Source organism: Kitasatospora sp. NPDC001664 (assembly GCF_053596675.1).
Map to the genome: position 1 here is coordinate 66,687 of NZ_JBSFGS010000010.1, position 19,364 is coordinate 86,050.

At 72.6% G+C, this 19,364-nt stretch carries 12 protein-coding genes; 8 read left to right on the forward strand and 4 right to left on the reverse strand.

The genetic code is table 11. The annotated features are described in order from the left end of the window. Nucleotides 1-135 precede the first annotated feature (135 nt). The 6 genes from ACWCYY_RS15970 to ACWCYY_RS15995 all read left to right on the forward strand — a co-directional run bounded on the left by ACWCYY_RS15970 (nt 136) and on the right by ACWCYY_RS15995 (nt 10,077). Complete coding sequence (locus ACWCYY_RS15970) at nt 136-2,664, forward strand: hypothetical protein (protein ID WP_449796340.1); 2,529 nt, start codon at nt 136-138, stop codon at nt 2,662-2,664. Next, on the forward strand, nt 2,661-3,653 hold the full coding sequence (locus ACWCYY_RS15975) for a phosphotransferase family protein (RefSeq protein WP_449796341.1): 993 nt from the start codon (nt 2,661-2,663) through the stop codon (nt 3,651-3,653). The genes ACWCYY_RS15970 and ACWCYY_RS15975 overlap by 4 nt, the downstream gene beginning before the upstream one ends. Further along, complete coding sequence (locus ACWCYY_RS15980; RefSeq protein WP_449796342.1) at nt 3,653-4,654, forward strand: phosphotransferase; 1,002 nt, start codon at nt 3,653-3,655, stop codon at nt 4,652-4,654. Before ACWCYY_RS15975 ends, ACWCYY_RS15980 begins: the two co-directional genes overlap by 1 nt. 295 nt (nt 4,655-4,949) lie before the next feature. After that, nucleotides 4,950-5,558 (forward strand): WXG100-like domain-containing protein, encoded by a 609-nt coding sequence (locus tag ACWCYY_RS15985; RefSeq protein WP_345281397.1) that lies wholly within the window; start codon nt 4,950-4,952, stop codon nt 5,556-5,558. Next, nucleotides 5,555-9,577, forward strand: coding sequence for a DUF6531 domain-containing protein (locus ACWCYY_RS15990; protein ID WP_449796343.1), 4,023 nt, complete (start codon nt 5,555-5,557; stop codon nt 9,575-9,577). The genes ACWCYY_RS15985 and ACWCYY_RS15990 overlap by 4 nt, the downstream gene beginning before the upstream one ends. Nucleotides 9,578-9,582: 5 nt before the next feature. Continuing rightward, entirely contained in the window at nt 9,583-10,077 is a 495-nt protein-coding gene (locus ACWCYY_RS15995; RefSeq protein ID WP_345281401.1) for a hypothetical protein, read from the forward strand. Between the two features lie 309 nt (nt 10,078-10,386). Here ACWCYY_RS15995 and melC2 read toward each other — a convergent pair whose 3' ends face one another. From melC2 to ACWCYY_RS16010, 3 genes are all read right to left on the reverse strand, one after another. After that, a complete protein-coding gene (melC2, locus tag ACWCYY_RS16000; RefSeq protein ID WP_380149927.1) occupies nt 10,387-11,214 on the reverse strand; it encodes a tyrosinase MelC2 in 828 nt (275 codons plus the stop codon). A 51-nt stretch (nt 11,215-11,265) separates the two neighbouring features. After that, complete coding sequence (gene melC1, locus ACWCYY_RS16005) at nt 11,266-11,691, reverse strand: apotyrosinase chaperone MelC1 (protein WP_345281402.1); 426 nt, start codon at nt 11,689-11,691, stop codon at nt 11,266-11,268. A gap of 390 nt (nt 11,692-12,081) precedes the next feature. After that, on the reverse strand, nt 12,082-14,397 hold the full coding sequence (locus tag ACWCYY_RS16010; protein WP_449796344.1) for an ATP-binding protein: 2,316 nt from the start codon (nt 14,395-14,397) through the stop codon (nt 12,082-12,084). 137 nt (nt 14,398-14,534) lie between these two features. Between ACWCYY_RS16010 and ACWCYY_RS16015 the strand changes: the two genes are divergently transcribed. Continuing rightward, nucleotides 14,535-17,387, forward strand: coding sequence for an AAA family ATPase (locus ACWCYY_RS16015; protein ID WP_449796345.1), 2,853 nt, complete (start codon nt 14,535-14,537; stop codon nt 17,385-17,387). Nucleotides 17,388-17,403: 16 nt separating this feature from the next. Continuing rightward, entirely contained in the window at nt 17,404-17,562 is a 159-nt protein-coding gene (locus ACWCYY_RS16020; RefSeq protein WP_449796346.1) for a mycothiol transferase, read from the forward strand. A 58-nt stretch (nt 17,563-17,620) separates the two neighbouring features. Here the strand turns inward: ACWCYY_RS16020 and ACWCYY_RS16025 are convergent, their stop codons facing one another. Then, the gene (locus ACWCYY_RS16025) at nt 17,621-19,255 is read right to left on the reverse strand and encodes an ABC-F family ATP-binding cassette domain-containing protein (protein ID WP_449796347.1); all 1,635 of its coding nucleotides are present in this window, start codon (nt 19,253-19,255) and stop codon (nt 17,621-17,623) included. Between the last annotated feature and the right edge of the window lie 109 nt (nt 19,256-19,364).

Below are 19,364 nucleotides of genomic sequence, written 5' to 3' on the forward strand. Positions count from 1 at the left end.
ACCGGCAGGTCGTACCGGGGCGCACGGACGGGTGGTGACACGCCCGATTCCGCCGTTCCCGCACCCCTCCGGTGGGTAGCCTCCGTGGCGGAGCGTGGAGGACGGTCGAGCAGTTGGTTCGGAGGGGGAGTCATCGTGCCCATCAGGCCGCGGTACCGACGGGTGTCGGCCCTGCAGCGGCAGTTCTTCAACCGGGAGGAGATCATCGCCGCCTACGAGGAGGAGCTGGAAGGCCTCTCCCCGGAGCCGCGGCTGCTCAACGTCGTGGGGGTCGGTGGCATCGGCAAGTCCCGCCTGCTCCAGGAACTGCGGACCCGGACGCCGGAGCGGTTCCGCACCGCACGGCTGGACCTCCAGCTGCCGACGATGCGGCAGCAGGAGGACGCGCTCGCCGTGCTCCGGATCGAACTCGGCGCCCAGGGCGTCAAGTTCGACCGCTTCGACATCGCCTACGCGGTGCTGTGGCAGCGCGTGCACCCCCAGGTCCAGCTCAGCCGGAAGAACACGCCGTTCGCGGAGGAGAGCGAGGTGCTCTCCAAGATCCTGGACGATGCGATGGGCCTCCCGGTCTTCGGCACCGCCGCCGGCCTGGTCCGGCTCACCGGCAGGGCGATGGCCAACCGGCAGCGCAGGCAACGGATCGAGTCCGACCCGACCCTCCAGGAGCTCGACGGCCTCTCCAACGCGGAGCTGGGCCACGCGGTCACCTTCCTGTTCGCGGAGGAGCTGCGTCGTGCTGCCGCCGAGCGTCCGTACGTCCTGTTCGTCGACGCCTACGAGGCGCTCGTCCCGACCGCGCCCGCGGGCGGCCGGGATCACCGGGCGGACGGCTGGCTCAGGGACCTGCTCGGCCAGCTCGGCGGAGGGCTGGTGGTGCTGGCCAGCCGAGAGGCCCTGCCGTGGGCGGCCCAGGACGGCGACTGGGGCCCGGTGATCCGGACGGCCGCGGTGCGGGGCCTGCCGATGGCCGCGCGGCTCGACCTGCTGGCGCAGGCCGGGATCGTGGAGATCCCGCGTCAGCGGGCGATCGCCAGGGCCAGCGCCGGAGTGCCGTTCTACCTGCACCTGGCGGTGGACACCCAGGTGCAGCCGGCGGCCCGCCCGGTTGAGGCGGTGACGGCGGAGGAGATCGTCCAGCGCTTCCTCCAGCACGTGCCGTCGGCCGAGGTACGCGTGTTGGAACTCCTCAGCGTGGCACGGACCTTCGACCTCGGGGCGTTCCGGGCGGTCGGCCGCGCCTTCGACCTGCCGAGCAGCCTGCTGGTCTGGGAGTCGCTCACCTCGTACTCCTTCGCCTACCCGCTCCCGGGCGGCTGGTACCGGCTGCACCAGCTGATGGTCGGATCGCTGCAGGAGCACCTCTCGCCCGCCGTCCGGCGCGAGGTGCACGCCGTCCTCGGGGCGTACTGGGAGGTGGTGGCGGACCGCCTGGAGGCCGGTGGCGAGCAGCGCGGGGTGCTGCGCTCCTCGCCGCTGCGCGAAGCGGTGCACCACGGACTCCACGCCGGATCGCTCACGGCGGAGCGGATCCAGCAACTGGCCGACCGAGCGGTGGTCATGAGCGGGCGTCAGGCGGTCGACGGCATGGTGCTGGACCTGCGGGACTACCTGGCGGCGGCCGGCTCCCACCCGGACGGACCGGGTGCGGAGTCCACGGACCGCGCGCGGGTACGGCTGGAGGAGCTGGCGGACGCCGCAGACTGCCTGGAGGCGGAGGCCAGGCTGGAACTCGGCGACAGCACGGGAGCCATCGCCCTGACGCCCCGGACCGACCTACCGGTCGAGTCGGCGGTCGGTGCCCGGCTGGCCCTGGCCGCGGCCAACGCCCGTCGCATCAACGGACGGAGCAGCCAGGCCGCCGGGATCTTCGAACGGGTCTGGAACGGGCACCGCGGGCCGGCCCGCACCGCGGCCGGGCTCTGGCTCGCCGACCTCCGGATGTGGCAGGGCGATTTCGCCGGCGCCTTCGAGCTGGCGCGCGGCGTGTACGAGACCTGCGGTCCGCAGGAGCGGATGGCGCGCGGCGACCTGAAGCGCCTGATGCACCTCGGCCACCGGTTCCTGATGGACTTCGGGGCGGCGGCGGCACTGCTCGCGGAGGCGGAGGAGGAGTACCGGGCGGCGGGAGCGCTGGTGGGCCTGGCCAATGTCCGGACCAACCGGGCCGAGCTGTGGGCCTTCACCGATCCGGCGCGCGCGGTGGAGGAGGCGGCGGCCGCCCTGGAGGTGCAGCGTGACCTGGGGGCGCAGCACGAGATCGGCAAGGCGCACACCGCGATGGCCATCGCACAGATCCGTCTGGGCCAGTGGGAACGGGCCGAACTCTCCTTCCGCAACGCCCAGGAGGCGCTCGACCGGGCCGGGTACCGCTCCGGCCGGGCCAGGGCCGACATGTACCGGGCGTTCCTGCTGCTGAGGGTGGGGGATCGGGAGTCGGCCCGGGCCCTGCTGCTCCACACGGTCCGGGAGTTCGAGGAGTGCCAGGTCTATCCGAACCTGGTGCTCGCGGTCCACCGGGCCGGCGAGCGCGCCGGGTTGACTGCCCCGGAACTCGCCGAGGCGGCGGTCCGGGCCCGCCTGCTCATCAGGCCGCTCGGCCCGTTGGCCGAACTGGACGCACGGACCGAGGAGTTGCTGGAGCTCTTCGTGGAGGTGGCGGGGTGAACTGGCAGGAGCTGTACCTGCGGGCGCTCGACGGCGAGGCGGCGGCCGGCTACTACAACCGCAACGTCGGTGTGCCGACGGAGCGGGGCCTGGTCAACGTCCGCATCCCGCTCGCGGCGGCCGACGCGATGGACCTGCGGATCTGGCAGGAGGAGGACGTGCTCGCGGCCGTCGGCAGGACGGTGGACCGGGTGCCGGAGCTGTGGCACGTCTGCGGGCATCCGCGGTTCCAGGTGCACGGCTTCGTCGAGGGGCGGGTGCTGGACGGATTCTCGCCCCGGGGCAGCGCTGTGCCGGGCCACGTGCTGACGGATCTGGTCTCCCTGATGGACCGGCTGGCCAGAACGGCCCTGCCCGAATCCCTGGCGCTGCCGGGCGGTTGGCCGGAGGACGGGGACAGCGCCGGGTTCGGACGGTTGCTGGCCGGTCTCACCCGGCGGATCCACGCGCTGAACGCGGAGGAGTACCGGGAGCCGTTCGCCGCGTTCGGGATCCCCGCCGACCCGCTCGCACCGGTCGACGGGCGGTGGGACGGGCTGACGCCCCGTCGGTTCGCGGTGGTCCACGCCGATCTGCACCGGAAGAACATGATCGTGCGGGACGGCTCCACCTGGTTCCTGGACTGGGAGTTGGCGCTCTGGGGCGATCCGCTCTACGAGTGCGCCGTCCACCTGCACAAGATGGACTATCCGGAGGACCAGCGTGCCGAGCTGATCCGTCGCTGGCAGCGGCGCCTGCCCGAGGAGTCGACGGCGGGCGGGCCGGCCGAGCTCGAGCAGTACCTGGCGCACGAACGGGTCAAGTCGGCGGTGGTGGACGCCATCCGCTATGCCAAGCAGTACGCCGACACCGGGCCCGAGGGGCGGGAGTCCCTGGTGGCGCGGCTGACGCGGAAGCTGAACGCGGCCAGGCCACTCTGGGGCGTAGCCCCCAATCTGCTGCCGGAGCGGGTCGCCGCCGTGCTCGCCGCCTGGCCGGAGGGAGTGTGATGGACGTCGAAGCGCTCTACCGTGCCGCCCAGGTCGCGGACGGTGCCCTGGCGGGCCACTACAACCGCAACGTGCGGGTGATGGGGGACGACGGGCCGGTCCTGGTGCGGACCAAGGCCGGGGCCGGCGGCCGGATGGACCTGGTCCTCTGGCCCGAGGCCGAACTGCTGTCGGTGGTGGGGCGCTACCTGCGGTCGGTGCCCCGGCTCCTGCACGTCGGTACCGAACCGGACTTCCAGATCCACGAGTTCGTACCGGGCCAGGTGCTGGCCGACCGGTACCCGGCCGGGACGGCGGTTCCGGAGCGGCTCCTCGACCTGGTCGTCGATTTCTTCGGCGAGCTGCTGAGGGTGCCGGCCGCAGCCCTGCCGAAGCTGCCGGGCGACTGGCCGGAGGACGGGGACAGCGCCGGCTTCGCCGGGCGGCTGGTGGAGCTGGTCCGGGAGATCCGGGCCCGGGAGGGCGAGGAGTTCGAGCCCCTGTACCGGGAGTTGGGCGTCCCGGTCGATCCGTGTGCGGGTCTGGGCGAGCGGGCCCTGGAGCTGGTGCCGCGGTCGTTCCGGCTGCTGCACGCGGACGTGCACCGGGAGAACGTGATCCTCACCGAGCGCGGGGAACCGGTCTTCCTCGACTGGGAGTTGGCCCTGTGGGGTGACCCGGTCTTCGACCTCGCGGACCACCTGCACAAGATGGGTTACCGCCCGGAGGAGCGGCGGCGCGTGGCGGAGGGGTGGGCCCGGGTGGCCCCGCCGGAGTGCGCGGTGGACTGGCGTGCGGGCCTCCGGTTCTACCTGGACCTGGAGGCGGTGAAGTCGGCGGTGGTGGACACCGTGCGGTGGGGCCGCCTCATCGCGGGCTCTCCGGACGGGGGTGAACGCGGGCGGCTGGTCGAGGAGTTGGCGGCCAAGCTCGGCCGGGCCGTGCCGCACTGGTACGGGGCGCGTGCGCAGCCCCCGAGCGCGGCCGAGGTCGAGGCGGCGGTCGGCCGCTGGAGCGGCTGATCAGTGGCCGGGGCCCGAGGCCCCTGATCAGAGGTGTCCGTCAGAGCGGGTCAAGCTCACCCGGCCACAGGGATGATGACGGTATGGCAGTGGAGGGGCCTGCCACCGCCATGCATCCTGGGACGCCGTCCGAACGGCCGGCATGCCCACGGAGCGCCCCGACGGCGCGGCAGATCCCTCTCTCCCCGCGCTCACAGTGCGGCCCGATGCCGCGCGGTCCGAGCCGGTCCTCCTGACGGTGTACGGGCTATCACGTAGGGTGCCTAGGTTGTCGCTGCCATGGGGGTGGGCGGGTATGGGTGTAGTGCTGCCGGACGAGCTGGCGTGGGTGCTCGATCTGATCGGGGTGAACTGGCCGAACGTCGACGAGGACGACTACCGCGAGATGGCGGACGCGCTGCGCTCCTTCGCGGAGGAGATCGACAGCGGTGTCACCGACGCACACTCCGCGGTCCAGGACATGGTGGGAGCGAACGCGGGCCTCGCGGTCCAGGCGTTCGAAGCGCACTGGGGCAAACTCTCCGGTACGCATCTCCACCAGCTGGCCGAGGGCGGCCGCATCGCGGCCGTCGCCCTGGACGGCACGGCCCTCGTGATCGAGGGTGCGAAGATCGCCGCGATCGCCCAGCTGTGCATCATGGCCGCAGAGGTCATCGCCGCCCAGGCGGCAGCCCCGTTCACCTTCGGCCTGTCGGAAGTTGGCGCACTCGGCGCCACCCAGGTGACCAGGCTGATCGTGAAGCGGCTGCTGAAGGAAGCCGAGCAGCAGATCATCAGCGAGCTGATGGCCATGGCGACCGGCCCGGTCATCGAAGCCATCGGCAGCATGGCCGGCGACCTGGTCATCAACCTGCTCGAGGACGCGGCGGAATCCGGCCCGCACGCCACGGGGAGCGCGGCATGAGCGACGGTTTCAAGTTCGACCCCGACTCGATGGACAACCTCAGTAAGCGGTTCGACCGCTACTCCGACGAACTGGGGGAAACCAGCCGGCGCCACCACAGCCGTGCCCGGTCGGCGTTCGGCCGTACGAGGGGCAAGGGCGGTCTCGCGGCCGCGGCCGAGCAGGGTATCTCCAAGCTGATGGACGCGATGGAGCAGGGCCAGAAGGCGCTGCAGAAGCACCTGAAGGACGTCGGGCGGGGTCTGGAGATGACCAGCCGCAACCACAAGGAGAACGACCGGCGGATCGCCGACTCGCTCACGAAGGGCAAGGGTCATGACGCCGGGCCGAAGGCCCCGGGCGGTTCCGGGTCCGGCGGCGGGTCGAGGCCCGGTGGCAGCGGCCGGCGCAAGGGCGAGCGTCCGCTGGGGCGTGGGGGTCGCAACGGCCAGGCGGTCGACGGCAACAAGGGCTGCAGCACGGCCGGTGACCCGGTGGACGTGGTCACCGGCCAGATGATCACCTCCGAGACCGACCTGGTCCTGCCCGGCCTGCTGCCGGTTGTGCTGCGGCGCGGATACGCGTCGGACTACGTCGGAGGTCGCCTGTTCGGCCAGGGCTGGTCCTCCACGCTGGACCAGCGGATCGAGATCGACGCGGACGGCGTCCACTACGCCGGTGACGACGCCCAGATCCTGCACTATCCGCTACCAGAGGCCTCAGGGCAGCCCGTCCTTCCCTCCGGCGGTGCGCAGTGGCCGCTGGTGTGGGAGCAGGGCAGCGGCGCCTTGACGATCGAAGATCCGGACAGTGGTACGACCCTGACCTTCGCTGTGCCGGCTGCTGAGGGCGGTGGCGGCCGGTACCGGATCGGCGAGATACGGCCCGTCACCTCGGTGCACGACCGTAACGGTCACCTGATCTCGTACATACGCGGGCAGGACGGTCTTCCGCTGGAGGTGCGGCACAGCGGCGGCTACCGGGTGGCGGTGGACACCGCGGTCACCGAGGACGGTCCGCGGGTGAGTGGGCTCCGGCTCCTGGACGAGGCGGGCGGTCACCTCCCGGTCGTGGAGTACCTGTACTACCCGCACGGGCAGCTGGCGGGGGTGGTCAACTCGTCCGGTCTCCCGTACAGCTACGAGTACGACGACGACGGCCGGATGACCGCCTGGATCGACCGCAACGGGCAGAGCTACGAGTACGAGTACGACACCGGCGGCCGCGTCGTCGCCGGCAGGGGCCACAACAGTGTCCTGTCCGCCGAGTTCCGCTACGACACCGCGCAGCGGGTGACCGTAGCGGTGGACAGCCTGGGGCACCCGACGGAGTACCACTACGACGATCGCCTTCGGGTGGTTCGTGTGGTGGACCCGTTGGGGAACGCGTCGGTGACGCACTACGACGAGGCCGGGCGGGTCATCGGGCGCGTCGACGAGATCGGGCGGGTCACCCGCCTTGCCCTGGACGAGCACGGGAGTCCGGTACGGATCACCGAGCCGGGCGGATCCGTCATCGACCTTGCCTACACGCCACTGCGGCAGCTGGCGTCGGTGACTCAGGGCGGGGCGGTAGTGGCCTCGTTCTCCTACGACCCGCGCGGCAACCTGGTGGAGAGCACGGACGCCGCCGGGGCGATGACGAGCCGTCAGTACGACGAGCAGGGCCGCCTCGTCCAGATCACGGATGCGCTCGGGCAGGTCCGGAGGTTCGAGAACAACGCGGCCGGGCTGGTCACCGTGACCACCGACCCGATGGGCAACACCACCCGGGCCGGGTACGACGCCTTCGGCCGGGTGGTGGCGTTCACCGACGCACTGGGCGCCACGACCGCTCTGACGTTCACCACGGAAGGGCGCGTCACCGCACGACTGCACCCGGACGGAACACAGGAGAGGTGGGAGTACGACCCGGAAGGCAATCTCACCCGGCACGAGCTCGACGGCGCGATCACCACGTTCGAGACCGGGCCGTTCGGCAAGCTCACGGGCCGCACCCTCGCGGATGGCGAGGTCCACCGGTTCGAGTACGACACCGAACTGCAGCTCATGTCCGTCTCCATGAACGGTGCCAGCTGGAGCTACCGCTACGACCCGGCCGGCCACCTCGTCGGGGAGACCGACTTCAACGGTCGGGCCTTCGGGTACCGTCTGGACGGCGCCGACCAACTGCTGGAGATCACCGACCCGGCAGGGCAGAACACCACCTTCTCCTACGACCTGCAGGGCCGGATCACCCAGCGCCGTCACCACGACGGCACCACGACCACCCTCGCCTACGACGAGCGCGGGCGTCTGACAGCCCTTCAGGACACCTGGGGAAGCATCGAGTACACCCACGATGCCGCCGGCCGGGTCCTCACCGAGACCACCGCGGGGCACACCACCACCTGGGCCTACGACGTGCTCGGCCGTCGCACGAGCCGTACCACCCCCAGCGGCATCGTCTCCACCTGGACCTACAACGCCAACAGCCAGCCGGACTCCCTCCACCAGCCCCTGGGCACCCTGACGTTCGTTCACGACGCCGCGGGCCGCGAGACCACCCGCTACCTCGGTGCTCACGCGGCCCTGACCCAGACCTGGGACACCGCCGACCGGCTCAGCGCCCAAGCCATCTGGGCCACCACCCCGGCAGGCAGCGCCGGCCCCGTCAGCCTGCAGGAACGCACCTATGCCTACCGCCCTGACGGCACCCCGACGACGCTCACCGACCGCACCCGGGGCAGCCGCGCCTTCGAACTGACCCCGGCCGGACGTGTCACCCAGGTACGAGCGGAAACCTGGCGGGAGACGTACGCCTACGACACCCTCGGCAACATCACGCGCGCCGATGACAGCCGGCACCAGGACAGCACCACCGCCGGCGAGCGCACCTACCACGGCTCCCTCCTGCGGGCCGCGGGCCGCAGCACCTACGAGTACGACGAACGGGGTCGACGCACCCGCCGGATCTCGCGCACCCTGTCAGGGCAGCGACGCGAGTGGCGCTACACCTGGAACGCCGAGGACCAGCTGATCCGAGTCGACAGCCCCCGGCGGGGGACCTGGGCCTATGCCTACGACGCCTTGGGCCGGCGGTCCGTCAAGTGGCGCCTGGACGAGCAAGGGCAGGCCGTCGAGGCCGTCCACTTCGTGTGGGACGGAACCCACCTCGTCGAGCAGTACACGGCATTGCCGGACGGCAGCCGACGCAGCATCACCTGGGACTGGGCACCGGGCAGTTGGACGCCGGTGTCCCAGACCGAACGCCACTGGGACCTCCAAGGAGCCGTCCTCGAGGAGCGGTTCTACGCCATCGTCACCGACCTGGCCGACACACCGAGCGAACTGGTCACCAGCGACGGCCACATCGCATGGACCGGTGACAGCGACCTCTGGGGCCGGCGCCACCACCAGGATGACGACAGCGCACCCACGTGCCTGCTGGGCCGCCCCGGGCAGTACCACGACCGGGAGTCGGGCCTTGAGTACAACTACTTCCGCTACTACGACCCCAGCACCGCCTGCTATCTCAGCAGCGACCCGATCGGTCTCGACGGCGGCCCCAACCCGCACGGCTACGTTCCCAACCCGCTCTTCTGGAGCGATCCCCTCGGCCTGGCCGCAAAGCGCCAGCCCGTGGGCTGGGGCGGGTCCCACTACAGCCTCCGGCCGAGCAACTGGACCGACGGCAGCGACAACAACGCCTACGAGCGCAACCACGTCCCGGCCCGCGACGCCTACCTGGGCATCGGCAGCAGCAAGCTCGGATACGGCGCGGGCCCGGCCATCCGCATGGACTACGACGACCACCGCAAGTTCATCAGCACCGGCTCGGGAGCCGCCTCCATCGCCTGGCGCGCCAAGCAGCGGCTCCTCATCGCCCAAGGCAAGTTCGACGTGGCGATGAAGATGGACATCGGCAAGATCCGCAAGATCCACGGCACCAAGTACGACGCCGCGATCAAGGAGATGGTCGACCACCTGCCCCACAACAAGGGCTTCCAGGACTATCTGGCGGCCAACAACTGGAAGATCAGGACGTGCCTCCTAAAATGACCGCCATGGACATCGAACTCGATCCCCCGCACGGCATCACCGGCTTCCCTCTCGGCCTGTCGCTCGAGGAGCTCAAGTCAGCTGCCGCCACGCTGGGCAGGGTCGACGTCACCAACGAAGGCTCGGCATCGGTCTTCAACCCGATGCAGGTCCTCGCTGTGCACCCGCAGTTCGAGATCCTCTTCGACTTCCAGGAGGGCAAGACCCTCCGCGCGGCCGAGATCTGGATCCCGCGCTCCGGCCCCGAGGCGATCACTGTCCGATTCCGCGGCATCGATGTGTTCACCACCCCCGCCCTGCAGCTCCTCCAGCAGCTCGGGGACCTGGGTCTGGCCGTCCGTCAGATCGAACCCAACCACTGGGTGATCCCCAGCCTCTCGCTCGGCTTCACCCGGACCGCCGGCCATGAGGTGCCGCTCGACAGCAACGGCGACCCCCTCTACTTCCAGGCCGTCCTCACGGGAACCGCTGACTACTACGACTTCCTGCTCGGTACCTGAACCTGCGGCAAGGACGTCGGCGGATGAGCCGTACGAAGCCTGGCGAGGATCCGGGCAGCCCCCTCGCACCGACGAGGGGGCTGCCCGGCGGGTTCGTGCCTCATCGCCGGGGAACCCCGACGGTCGCACCTATGTGCACCGCCGTCGAACCGGCAGGATGGTGGTCCTGCCTCTGTCGGCGCTCTACCGATGCCTCCGGCCCGGCGACGTCGCCCCCTGAATCATGCGAACCACAGGGGGAGCAGTCATGCCGGACCGGAGGCCGGGACCCCCGTTGCGGGGCCGCGAAGCAGGTGACGCGGGGTGGGATCAGAAGCCGGTGTCGTAGGTGTAGAGGGCGGTGTGGTCGAGCATGTCGGCCGGGGTGACGTTGTTCCAGGGCTTCATGGTGTCGTTGAGGTCGACGACGTTGGTGGTGCCGGCGGCGGGGAGGTAGGGGGAGGAGGGGTGGCGCTTCTGCCACTCGGACCAGAGCTTGTCGATGAAGCAGTGGTGGAGCCAGAAGACCGGGTCGTTGGGGGACATGCCGGTGCTCATCATGCCGCCGACCCAGACGTGCACGCGGTTGTGGAGGTTGACGCCGCGCCAGCCTTCGAGGTTGTTGCGGAAGCCGGCCGAGGTGCTGTTCCAGGGGGCGGCGTCGTACTCGGCGATGGCGAGGACGCCGTCGGCCTCGGTGCGGGTGGGGAGTTGGGCGACCGAGGTGGCGAGGGAGCGGCGGAGGTAGTTGCGGCTGTCGGGGCGGACGGTGAGGGTCCAGTTGCCGGTGGAGTAGGCGAACGGGCCGGTGGTGACCTGGCCGTCGCTGCTGCGGCCGTTGCCGCCCATGAAGTCGGCGCCCCAGATGGTGGCGGAGGTGGTGCGGTCGGCGGTCCAGTCCCAGTAGGGGAGGGTGACGCTCGGGTCGATCGCCTGGAGGGCCTGCTCGAACTGGAGCAGGAAGCGGCGGTGCCAGGGCAGGAAGGACGGCGAACGGTGGCCGACCCGCTCGCCGTTGTCGGTGTCGCTGACGATGAACTGGTTGTGGGTGCTGACGAAGGAGTCGTAGCCGCCGTTGCGCTTGAGCGCGAGCACGGCGTTGACGAAGGCGCGCTTCTCCTGGGCCGTCAGGGTCGCCTGGTTCTTGCGGACTGCCATGAGTCCCCCCTTGTACGAGTGGTGGTGATGGTGGTGGCGGAGGTGTGCGGATCAGGCGACGGCGACCGGGACGAGCGTGGCGCCCTGGAGGTCGTTGACGGCGGCGCGGGCGAGCGCGCGGGGCGTCGGGAAGGTCTGGTAGTGGTTGACCACGCTGATCCAGCTGCCGTCGGCGTTGCGCATCATGTGCAGCTCCTCGCCGTCGATGCGCACCTCGTAGCCGGTGCCGCCGCCCTCGCCGCCGGTGGTGCCGTGGTGGTGGCCGGCGGTGTGGGCGACCGGACGGCCCTGGATGCGGCGGCCGTGGAAGACCTCGTCGAAGGTGTCGGACGCGCCCGGGTCGGCGGCGGTCGCGGAGTCGCCGGTCGGGCCGACCAGGCCGAGGCCGAAGGCGCCGGCAGCGGCGGTCAGCGCGACGGCCGAGCCCTGCAGCATCCGACGGCGGGTCAGATCCGAGGTGTGGGTGGTTTCGGACATCAGAAGTACCCCCTTGGGCGCACCGGTGGTGTTGGGGCGCCGTTCATCAAGCAGTGCAGAAACGTTAATGCGAAGGAATCTCAAGATCACCCTCGCTGTTTCGATGCTTTCAAGCCGCAATGGCCTAGGGAACTGCCGATCGGCGGGGGTCGGTTGGCGATGGCCGGATCGAGCCAGCCGGGCGCGAACCACCCCTTGGGATGGACCGTAAGATCTTCACTCCCTTCACTGAATGATCATCAGAAGAGGAGGGATCTTCACTCTGTGTAGTCGATGGGGTGGAGATCTTCCGGCGCCGGGCCCGGGTCTGTGACCTGCGGTGATCTGGCTCACGGTGGAAGGATGGCGCGATGACGGGCACGCACGATCATGTTCCGGTCACGGAACGTGTCATGCCCCGGTCGGCTGACCCGCAATCCGGTCGGCCCGGGCACGCATCGTCTCGGCGCGCTGGTTGCCGAGCGCGGTGAGGAGCTCGGCCGCGCGGAGCCAGGCGGCGCGGGCGGCGGCGGTGTCGCCGAGTTCCTGGTGGGCCTGGGCCAGGTGGTCCAGGACCTCGGCCTGGTTGTAGTGGTTGAGGACCTCCCCGTACAGCCGCAGGGAGACCTCGAAGTGCCGGACGGCCTCCGGGAGTTCACCCAGGCGGTGGAGGGCGTAGCCGATGCTGTCCCAGGTCGCGGCCTCGCTGAAGGTGTTGCCGGTCCGCTGGAGCAGCGGCAGCGCCTCGCGGCAGCTGGCGATGGCCTCGCGGTGCCGGCCGAGGAGGGTCGAGTACCAGCCCACGGCGTTGAGTTCGCGGGCGACGGGGTTGGGGTCGTCCAGGGTCCGGTAGATCGCCAGCGCGGCCCGGGCGTGGTCGAGGGCCTCCGGGAGCCGTTGCTGCCGGCCCCGGACCCAGCCCAGGCTGCGCAGGGCGTCGGCCCGTTCGTGCGGGGTCAGGTGGTCCAGCCGACGCTCCACGTGGCCGACCGCCTCGTCGGCCTCCTCGCCCCGCCCCGCCTCGGCGAGGGCCCGGCCCAGTGCCGCGGCGGCCTGGCTGATCGCTGCGGGGTCGTCCAGCAGGAGGCCGGCGTCCAGGGCCAGTCGCTGCAGCTCGATCTGGTCGGCCCACTGGCCCAGCGCGGAGAAGTAGGGCACGCAGTCCTGCGCCAGGCCCGTCCGGAAGTGCAGCAGCCGGGGGTCCTCGCCCTGGCGCAACGCGGCCAGGATGGTGCGCTCCTCCTGCCGGAACCAGGCGAGCGCCCCCTCAGGGTCGTCGAAGGGCAGCAGGGCGACGCCGGGAGCGGGCGCGTGGTCCAACTCGTGGATGGTGCGGGTCTCCCAGGCACGGACGGCGGAGCGCGCGTTGTGCCGCAGGTAGTCCAGCAGGCGCAGCTCGGCGGCGTACCGGTCGTCCCCCTCGCGGTCCAGCAGCTCGGCGGCGTGCGCGCGCACCAGGTCGTGCAGTGCGAACTGTCCGGCCGCGTCCCGCCCGAGCAGGCTCTTCGCGACCAGGGAGCGGAGCAACTTCCGGGCCCGGGACGGCGGTTCGGCGGCGGCCGAGGCCGCCGCCTCGGTGGAGAACGACGGGCCGGGGAGCACGGCCAGGTGGCGGAAGAACCGGGCGGTCTCGGCGTCGAGGGCACGGTACGACCAGGAGAAGACGGCCCGGACGTCGGTGTGCGGGTCGTCGGTGGTGAACTCGTCGAGCAGGGTGCGGGTCCGGGCCAGCTCGTCCGCCACGGTCCGCAGGCGGAGGGCGGGTTCGGCGCTGAGGCGGGCCGCCAGGACGGCCACGGCGAGCGGTAGCCGCCCGCACAGCTCCACCAGTCCGGCGGCGTGGGCGGGTTCGGCCGCCGCCCGGTCCGCGCCGATCCGGGCGGCCAGTGCGGCCAGGCCCTCGGCGGCGCTCCAGGGGCCCAGGTCGAGCAGCACGGCCTCGTCGGTGGCGGCCAAGCCGGTGAGGTGGTGGCGGGAGGTGATGACGGTCGGGCAGTCGGCGGACCTGGGGAGCAGCGGGCGGACCTGCCGGGAGTCGCGGGCGTTGTCCAGCAGCAGGAGCATCCGGCGGCCCGCGATCCGCTCCCGGAACGCGGCGGCGCGCTGCTCCGCCCCGTCGGGGATCGAGGCGGCGGGAACGCCGAGGGCGGTGAGCAGGCCGGAGAGCGCCTCGCCGGCCTCCAGGTGGTGGCCGGAGGGGTCGAAGCCGCGCAGGTCGAGGTGGAGCAGGCCGTCCGGGAAGCGGTCGGCGTGGCGGTGGGCCCAGTGCACGGCCAGGCTGGTCTTGCCCACGCCGCCCAGGCCGCTCACCGCCACCACCGGCGGGTGGCCGTCGGGGGCGGTGGCGGTGGTGAGGCGGTCGAGCAGCGCCTCGCGGCCGCGGAACGTCCGGAGATCGGGCGGGAGTTGACGGGGAATCGGGCGGTCCGTCGGCCCGGCGGTTCCCGCTCCCGCGCTCGCGCCTATGCCTGAGCCTGTGCTTGCGCCCGGGCCCGTGGCGGACGTGCCGGGGCGCGCGGCCTCGGTGAGGGCGCGGCGCTCGTGCTCGTCCAGCGGGAGGGCGTCCAGCAGCTCGGCCAGGGTGCTGAGCCGGGGAACGCTGCGGCCGCGCTCCATGTCCCCGATCGCCCGCACGCTGACGCCCGACGCCGACGCCAGCCCCTCCAACGTGAGCCGGGCCCGTTCGCGTGCCCCCCGCAGCAGCGTGCCGAACGCCGTCCGTTCCATCTTCGTACCCCCTCGACCTGCCCCCGAACGGAGATCATCTCACCGAACTGCCCGGGAACCGCCTGCCGACTGCCTGGCCGTCGGTCGAGCAGGGGGGAAGGCTGGAGGCGGCACAGCCGAGGGAAGGAGCAGCAGCGGTGGAACACCTCACCACGCCCATGGTCGGTCGCGAGAACGAACGGGCGGTGCTCTCCGCCTTCCTGACGGACCCTCACGGCCAGGCGCTGGTGCTCAAGGGCGAGACCGGGGTCGGGAAGAGCGCCCTGCTGGAGGACACCGCACGGCAGGCGGCCGCCTCCGGACACCGGGTGGTCCGCGCCGTGGGGGTGGAGGCGGAGTCGCAGCTGCCCTACTCGGGCCTGCACCAGCTGCTCCACCCGCTGCTCCCGCAGGCCGGAGCGCTGGACGTCGCGCACCGGACCGCCATCGACGTGGTCTTCGGCCGCAGCCGGGAGACCCCGCCGTCCGTGATGACCCTGGGCATCGCGGTGCTGGACCTGGTGGCCGTCGCGGCCGAGCGGGAGCGGCTGCTGCTGGTGCTGGACGACGGCCAGTGGCTGGACGCGGCCAGCACGGAGGTCTGCGGCTTCGTCGGCAGGCGGCTGGCCGGTACCGCCGCGAAGCTGCTCGCCGCGCTGCGCCCGGAGAGCTCGGCGGGCTTCGACGCGGCCGCCCTCCCGGTGCTGCCGGTGCCGCCCCTGGACGGGGCCGCCGCGGAGCGGCTGCTCGACGGGCGGCATCCGGCGGTGGACCCGCGGGTACGACGGCAGGTGTTGGAGCAGGCGCGGGGCAATCCGCTGGCCCTGCTCGAACTCCCCGCCTACCTGGGCGGCCTGACGGAGGGCGAGCCCGGGGCCGGGCCGGTGGCGGTGCCGCTGCCGGACCGGTTCCGCCAGGTGTACGGCGCGCGGATCGCCGGGCTCGGGGCGGCGGTGCGGGCGGAGCTGCTGCGCGGTGCGCTGGACGGCGTCAACGCCGTCGCGGTCTCGGGCGGCGGGGTGTTCGGAGGGACGTCGAGCAGTGAAGCGCCGGCCGGCGAGGCACCGGTCGGCGGGGCGTCGCGCGGAGCGGTGCCGGCCGGCCGGGTCGGCCCGGCCGTGCGGTACCGGATGCGGGACGTCGAGGAGGCGGCCGCCGCCGGGCTGTTGGACCAGGACCCGGTGAGCGGGGAGTTCGCCTTCCGGCACCCGCTGGTGCGCTCGACGGTCGTCCGGCTGGCCACCCCGAACGAGCGGCGGGCCGCGCACGCGGAGCTCGCCCGGGTGCACCGCGACGAGGTCGAACGCCGGGCCACCCACCTGGCGGCCGCGGCGGTCGACCCGGACGAGGAGGTCGCCGTCGCCCTGGAGGAGGCCGCCGCCTCCGCCACCCGGCGCGGTGGCGCCGCCGCCGCGGTGACCTGGCTGACCCGGGCGGCCGAGCTGAGCCCGGTGGCGGCCGACCGGGCCCGCCGTCTCGGTGACGCCGCCTTCGTGGCCGGGCACGCCGGGCTGCTCCACCAGGCCCAGCTGCTGGCGGGCGCGGAGCGGGTGTCCGGGGCCGCCGGGACGACGGCTTCGGCGCTGGCCTTCGCCTACGCGGTCCTGTACGAGGACGGGGACGTGCGCTCGGCGCACCGGCAGCTGCTCGCCGCCGCGGAGCGGGCCGGTGCGGCCGGCCCGTCGGCGGAGCTCACCCGGGTGGTGAACCTGCTGCTCGGGGTCAGCCAGTACGTCGGCGACGCCGGGTACTGGGAGCGGACGCACCGACTCCTGGACGGGCTGGGCGAGTTGGTGCCCGTGAGCTCGCGGATCTACCGGGACGCCTGGAGCGACGTGGTGCGGCGCGGCACCGGGGTCGCCGAGCGGGTCGCCGAGGCGTACGCGGACTACCCGGACCTCGACCCGTGGGACATCACCCGGCTCGGCGTCGCCGCCTACCACGTCGACCACCTCAGCCACTACCGCACCTACCTGCTGCGCAGCGTGGAGCGCGAGCTGCGGACGGGCGCGGTGGCCAACGGCATGACCATGCTCCACCTGATCATGCTCGACCGGATGGCCTCCGGCGAGTGGGAGGCGGCCGAGCGCACCGGGCAGCAGGTCCTGGAACTGACGCTGGCTCACGGGAACGTGCTCTTCGCCCAGCAGAGCCGCGCCTACCTGGCCCAACTCGCCGCGCTGCGAGGGGAGACGGAGCGGGCCAGGGAACTCCAGGCGGAGGTCGACCGCTGGGCGCGGCCGCGCCGGGTCGGCTTCCTGGTCCAGATCACCGAGGCGGCCGCCACCACGGCGGCGCTGAGCGAGGGGGACTACGAGGCCGCCTACCGGTGCGCGATCGGGATCACCGCGCCCGGCGCGTTCGAGCCCTGCTCCCACCAGGCCCCGCGCACTCTGCTGGACCTGGTCGAGGCCGCCCTGCACACCGGGCGGGACGAGGAGGCCAGCCGCCACGCGGTGGCCGCCCGGGAGGCCGGACTCCCGCAGGTCTCGCCCCGGCTCGCGGTCACCACCTACGGCGCGCTGGCCATGACCGCCGCGGACCTCGACGAGGCCACCGCGATGTACCGGCGGGCGGAGGCCCACCCGGCCGCCGGTGACTTCCCCTTCGAGCTGGCCCGCATCCGGCTGGCCCACGGCATCCACCTGCGCCAGCACGCCGGCCCCCGGGCGGCGCGCCCCGTCCTCACCGCAGCCGCCGAGACCCTCGGACGCCTCGGCGCCCGCGCCTGGGCCGAACGCGCCCGCGCCGAACTCCGCACCTGCGGCGCCCCGGCCGCCGCCTCCGCGGGCGTGCCCGGAACCCCTGACCCCTCCGCGCTCACCTGGCAGGAACGCCGGATCGCCGACCTGGCCGCCACCGGCCTGACCAACAAGGAGATCGGCGAACGCACCCACCTCTCCCCACGCACCGTCAGCTCCCACCTCTACCGCGTCTTCCCCAAGCTCGGCATCACCTCCCGCGCCGCCCTGCGCGACGCCCTCGCCGCCCTGCCCGCCGACCTTCCGTGAACGGCCCCCGGGAGTAGTGGGGGACCCGGTCGACGGACTTCGCGGGCGACGGGAGGAGGACCACCGGGCCGTCCCGCTCCGCTCCGTCCGCACCGACACGATCGAGGACCACGCGCGCCACGACGGCCACGCCGACCTGCTCCGCGAGGCGATCGACGGAGAGGTCGGCGAGTAGGCGGCTCGGGCCGGGGCCCGCGGTGGTGTCGCAGCCGGCACCACCGCGGAGGAAGCCCTCAGGCGGTGGGGGCCGCCGCCTCGGTGAGGGTGCCGTCGGCGAGGTGGAGGCGGCGGGTGGTGCCGATGGCGGTGAGGAAGCGTTCGTCGTGGCTGACGACCAGGAGGGCGCCCTGGTAGGAGGCGAGGGCGCTCTCCAGTTGGGCGAGGCTGACCAGGTCGAGGTTGTTGGTGGGCTCGTCCAGCAGGAGCAGGTGGGGCGCGGGGGAGGCGCAGAGCACGCAGGCGAGGGTGGCGCGCAGGCGCTCGCCGCCGGAGAGGGCGCGGCTGGGGAGGTGGGCCTTGGCGCCGCGGAAGAGGAAGCGGGCCAGCAGGTTCATCCGGTCGGCGGAGGGGAGTTCGGGGGCGGCCAGCGCGAAGTTCTCGGCCACGGTGAGCTCGGGGTCGAGCAGGTCGAGGCGCTGGGAGAGGTAGGCGCTGCGGCCCTCGGCCCGGCGCAGCCGGCCGCCGGAGGGGGTGAGGTCACCGAGCAGCAGGCGGAGCAGGGTGGTCTTGCCGGCGCCGTTGGGGCCGGTCAGGGCGATCCGCTCCGGGCCCCGGACGGTCAGGTCGATGCCGCCGGGCGCGAAGAACGGGGCGCCGTCGCGCAGGAGTTGGAGGCCCTCGCCGACGAAGAGGTCGCGCCCGGCGGGGACCTTGGTGTCGGGGAGTTCCAGGACCAGCCGCTGGTCGTCGCGCAGGGCGCGCTCGGCCTCGTCCAGCCGTGCCCTCGCCTCCCCGACCCGGCCCGCGTGGACCTGGCCGGCCCGGCCCGCCGACTCCTGGGCGCCGCGCTTCATGGTCCCGGCGAAGATCTTGGGCAGCCCGGCGCTCTTCAGGTTGCGCGCCGCGTTGCTGGCCCGCCGGTCGGCGCGCTCCCTGGCCTGCTGCAACTCCCGCTTCTCGCGCTTGAGTTCCTGCTCCGCGTTGCGGACGTTCCGCTCCGCGACCTCCTGCGCGGAGTGGACGGCCTGCTCGTAGGCGGTGAAGTCGCCCCCGTACAGGCGTAGTTCGTCGCCGCCGAGTTCGGCGATCCGCTCCATCCGGTCCAGCAGTGCCCGGTCGTGGCTGACCAGGAGCAGGCAGCCGGAGAAGCCGTCCAGGGCGTCGTAGAGCCGGTGACGGGCGGCGAGGTCGAGGTTGTTGGTGGGCTCGTCCAGCAGCAGCACGTCCGGCCGGGCCAGGAGTTGGGCGGCGAGGCCGAGTTGGACGGTCTGGCCGCCGCTGAGGGTCTCCAGGCGCCGGTCGAGGCCGATGCCGTCGAGGCCGAGCCGTTCGAGCTGGGCGGTGCAGCGCTCCTCCACGTCCCAGTCGTCGCCGATGGTGGTGAAGTGCTGCTCCGAGACGTCGCCGGACTCGACGGCGTCGATGGCGCGGATCACGTCGGCGACGCCGAGCACCTCGGCCACCGTCAGGCCGGCCGAGAGCGGCAGGTCCTGCGGGAGGTAGCCGGCGGTGCCGTTGACCGTCACCGTCCCCGCCGTGGGCGTGAGTCGGCCGGCCAGCAGGCGCAGCAGGGTGGACTTGCCGGAGCCGTTGGGCGCGACCAGGCCGGTGCGGCCGGTGCCGAGGGCGAAGGAGAGGTCCTGGAGGACGGGGGTGTCGTCGGGCCAGGAGAAGGACAGGTGGGAGCAGACGATGGAGGCATCGGACATGGAAGGACCCCGGAGTGGGCAGGGCGGAGCGGACTCCGCCGGGAGGACGGGAGACTGGGGGAAGGAGGTACGACGAACCGGGCCGCTCCGCCGGGTGTCCACCACCCGT

Coding starts and splice junctions, on each gene's coding strand:
- ACWCYY_RS15985 (WP_345281397.1), top strand. CDS start 4,950: ATGGGTGTAGTGCTGCCGGACGAGCTGGCGTGGGTGCTCGATCTGATC.
- melC1 (WP_345281402.1), bottom strand. CDS start 11,691: ATGTCCGAAACCACCCACACCTCGGATCTGACCCGCCGTCGGATGCTG.
- ACWCYY_RS15990 (WP_449796343.1), top strand. CDS start 5,555: ATGAGCGACGGTTTCAAGTTCGACCCCGACTCGATGGACAACCTCAGT.
- ACWCYY_RS15980 (WP_449796342.1), top strand. CDS start 3,653: ATGGACGTCGAAGCGCTCTACCGTGCCGCCCAGGTCGCGGACGGTGCC.
- ACWCYY_RS15995 (WP_345281401.1), top strand. CDS start 9,583: ATGGACATCGAACTCGATCCCCCGCACGGCATCACCGGCTTCCCTCTC.
- ACWCYY_RS16010 (WP_449796344.1), bottom strand. CDS start 14,397: ATGGAACGGACGGCGTTCGGCACGCTGCTGCGGGGGGCACGCGAACGG.
- melC2 (WP_380149927.1), bottom strand. CDS start 11,214: ATGGCAGTCCGCAAGAACCAGGCGACCCTGACGGCCCAGGAGAAGCGC.
- ACWCYY_RS16025 (WP_449796347.1), bottom strand. CDS start 19,255: ATGTCCGATGCCTCCATCGTCTGCTCCCACCTGTCCTTCTCCTGGCCC.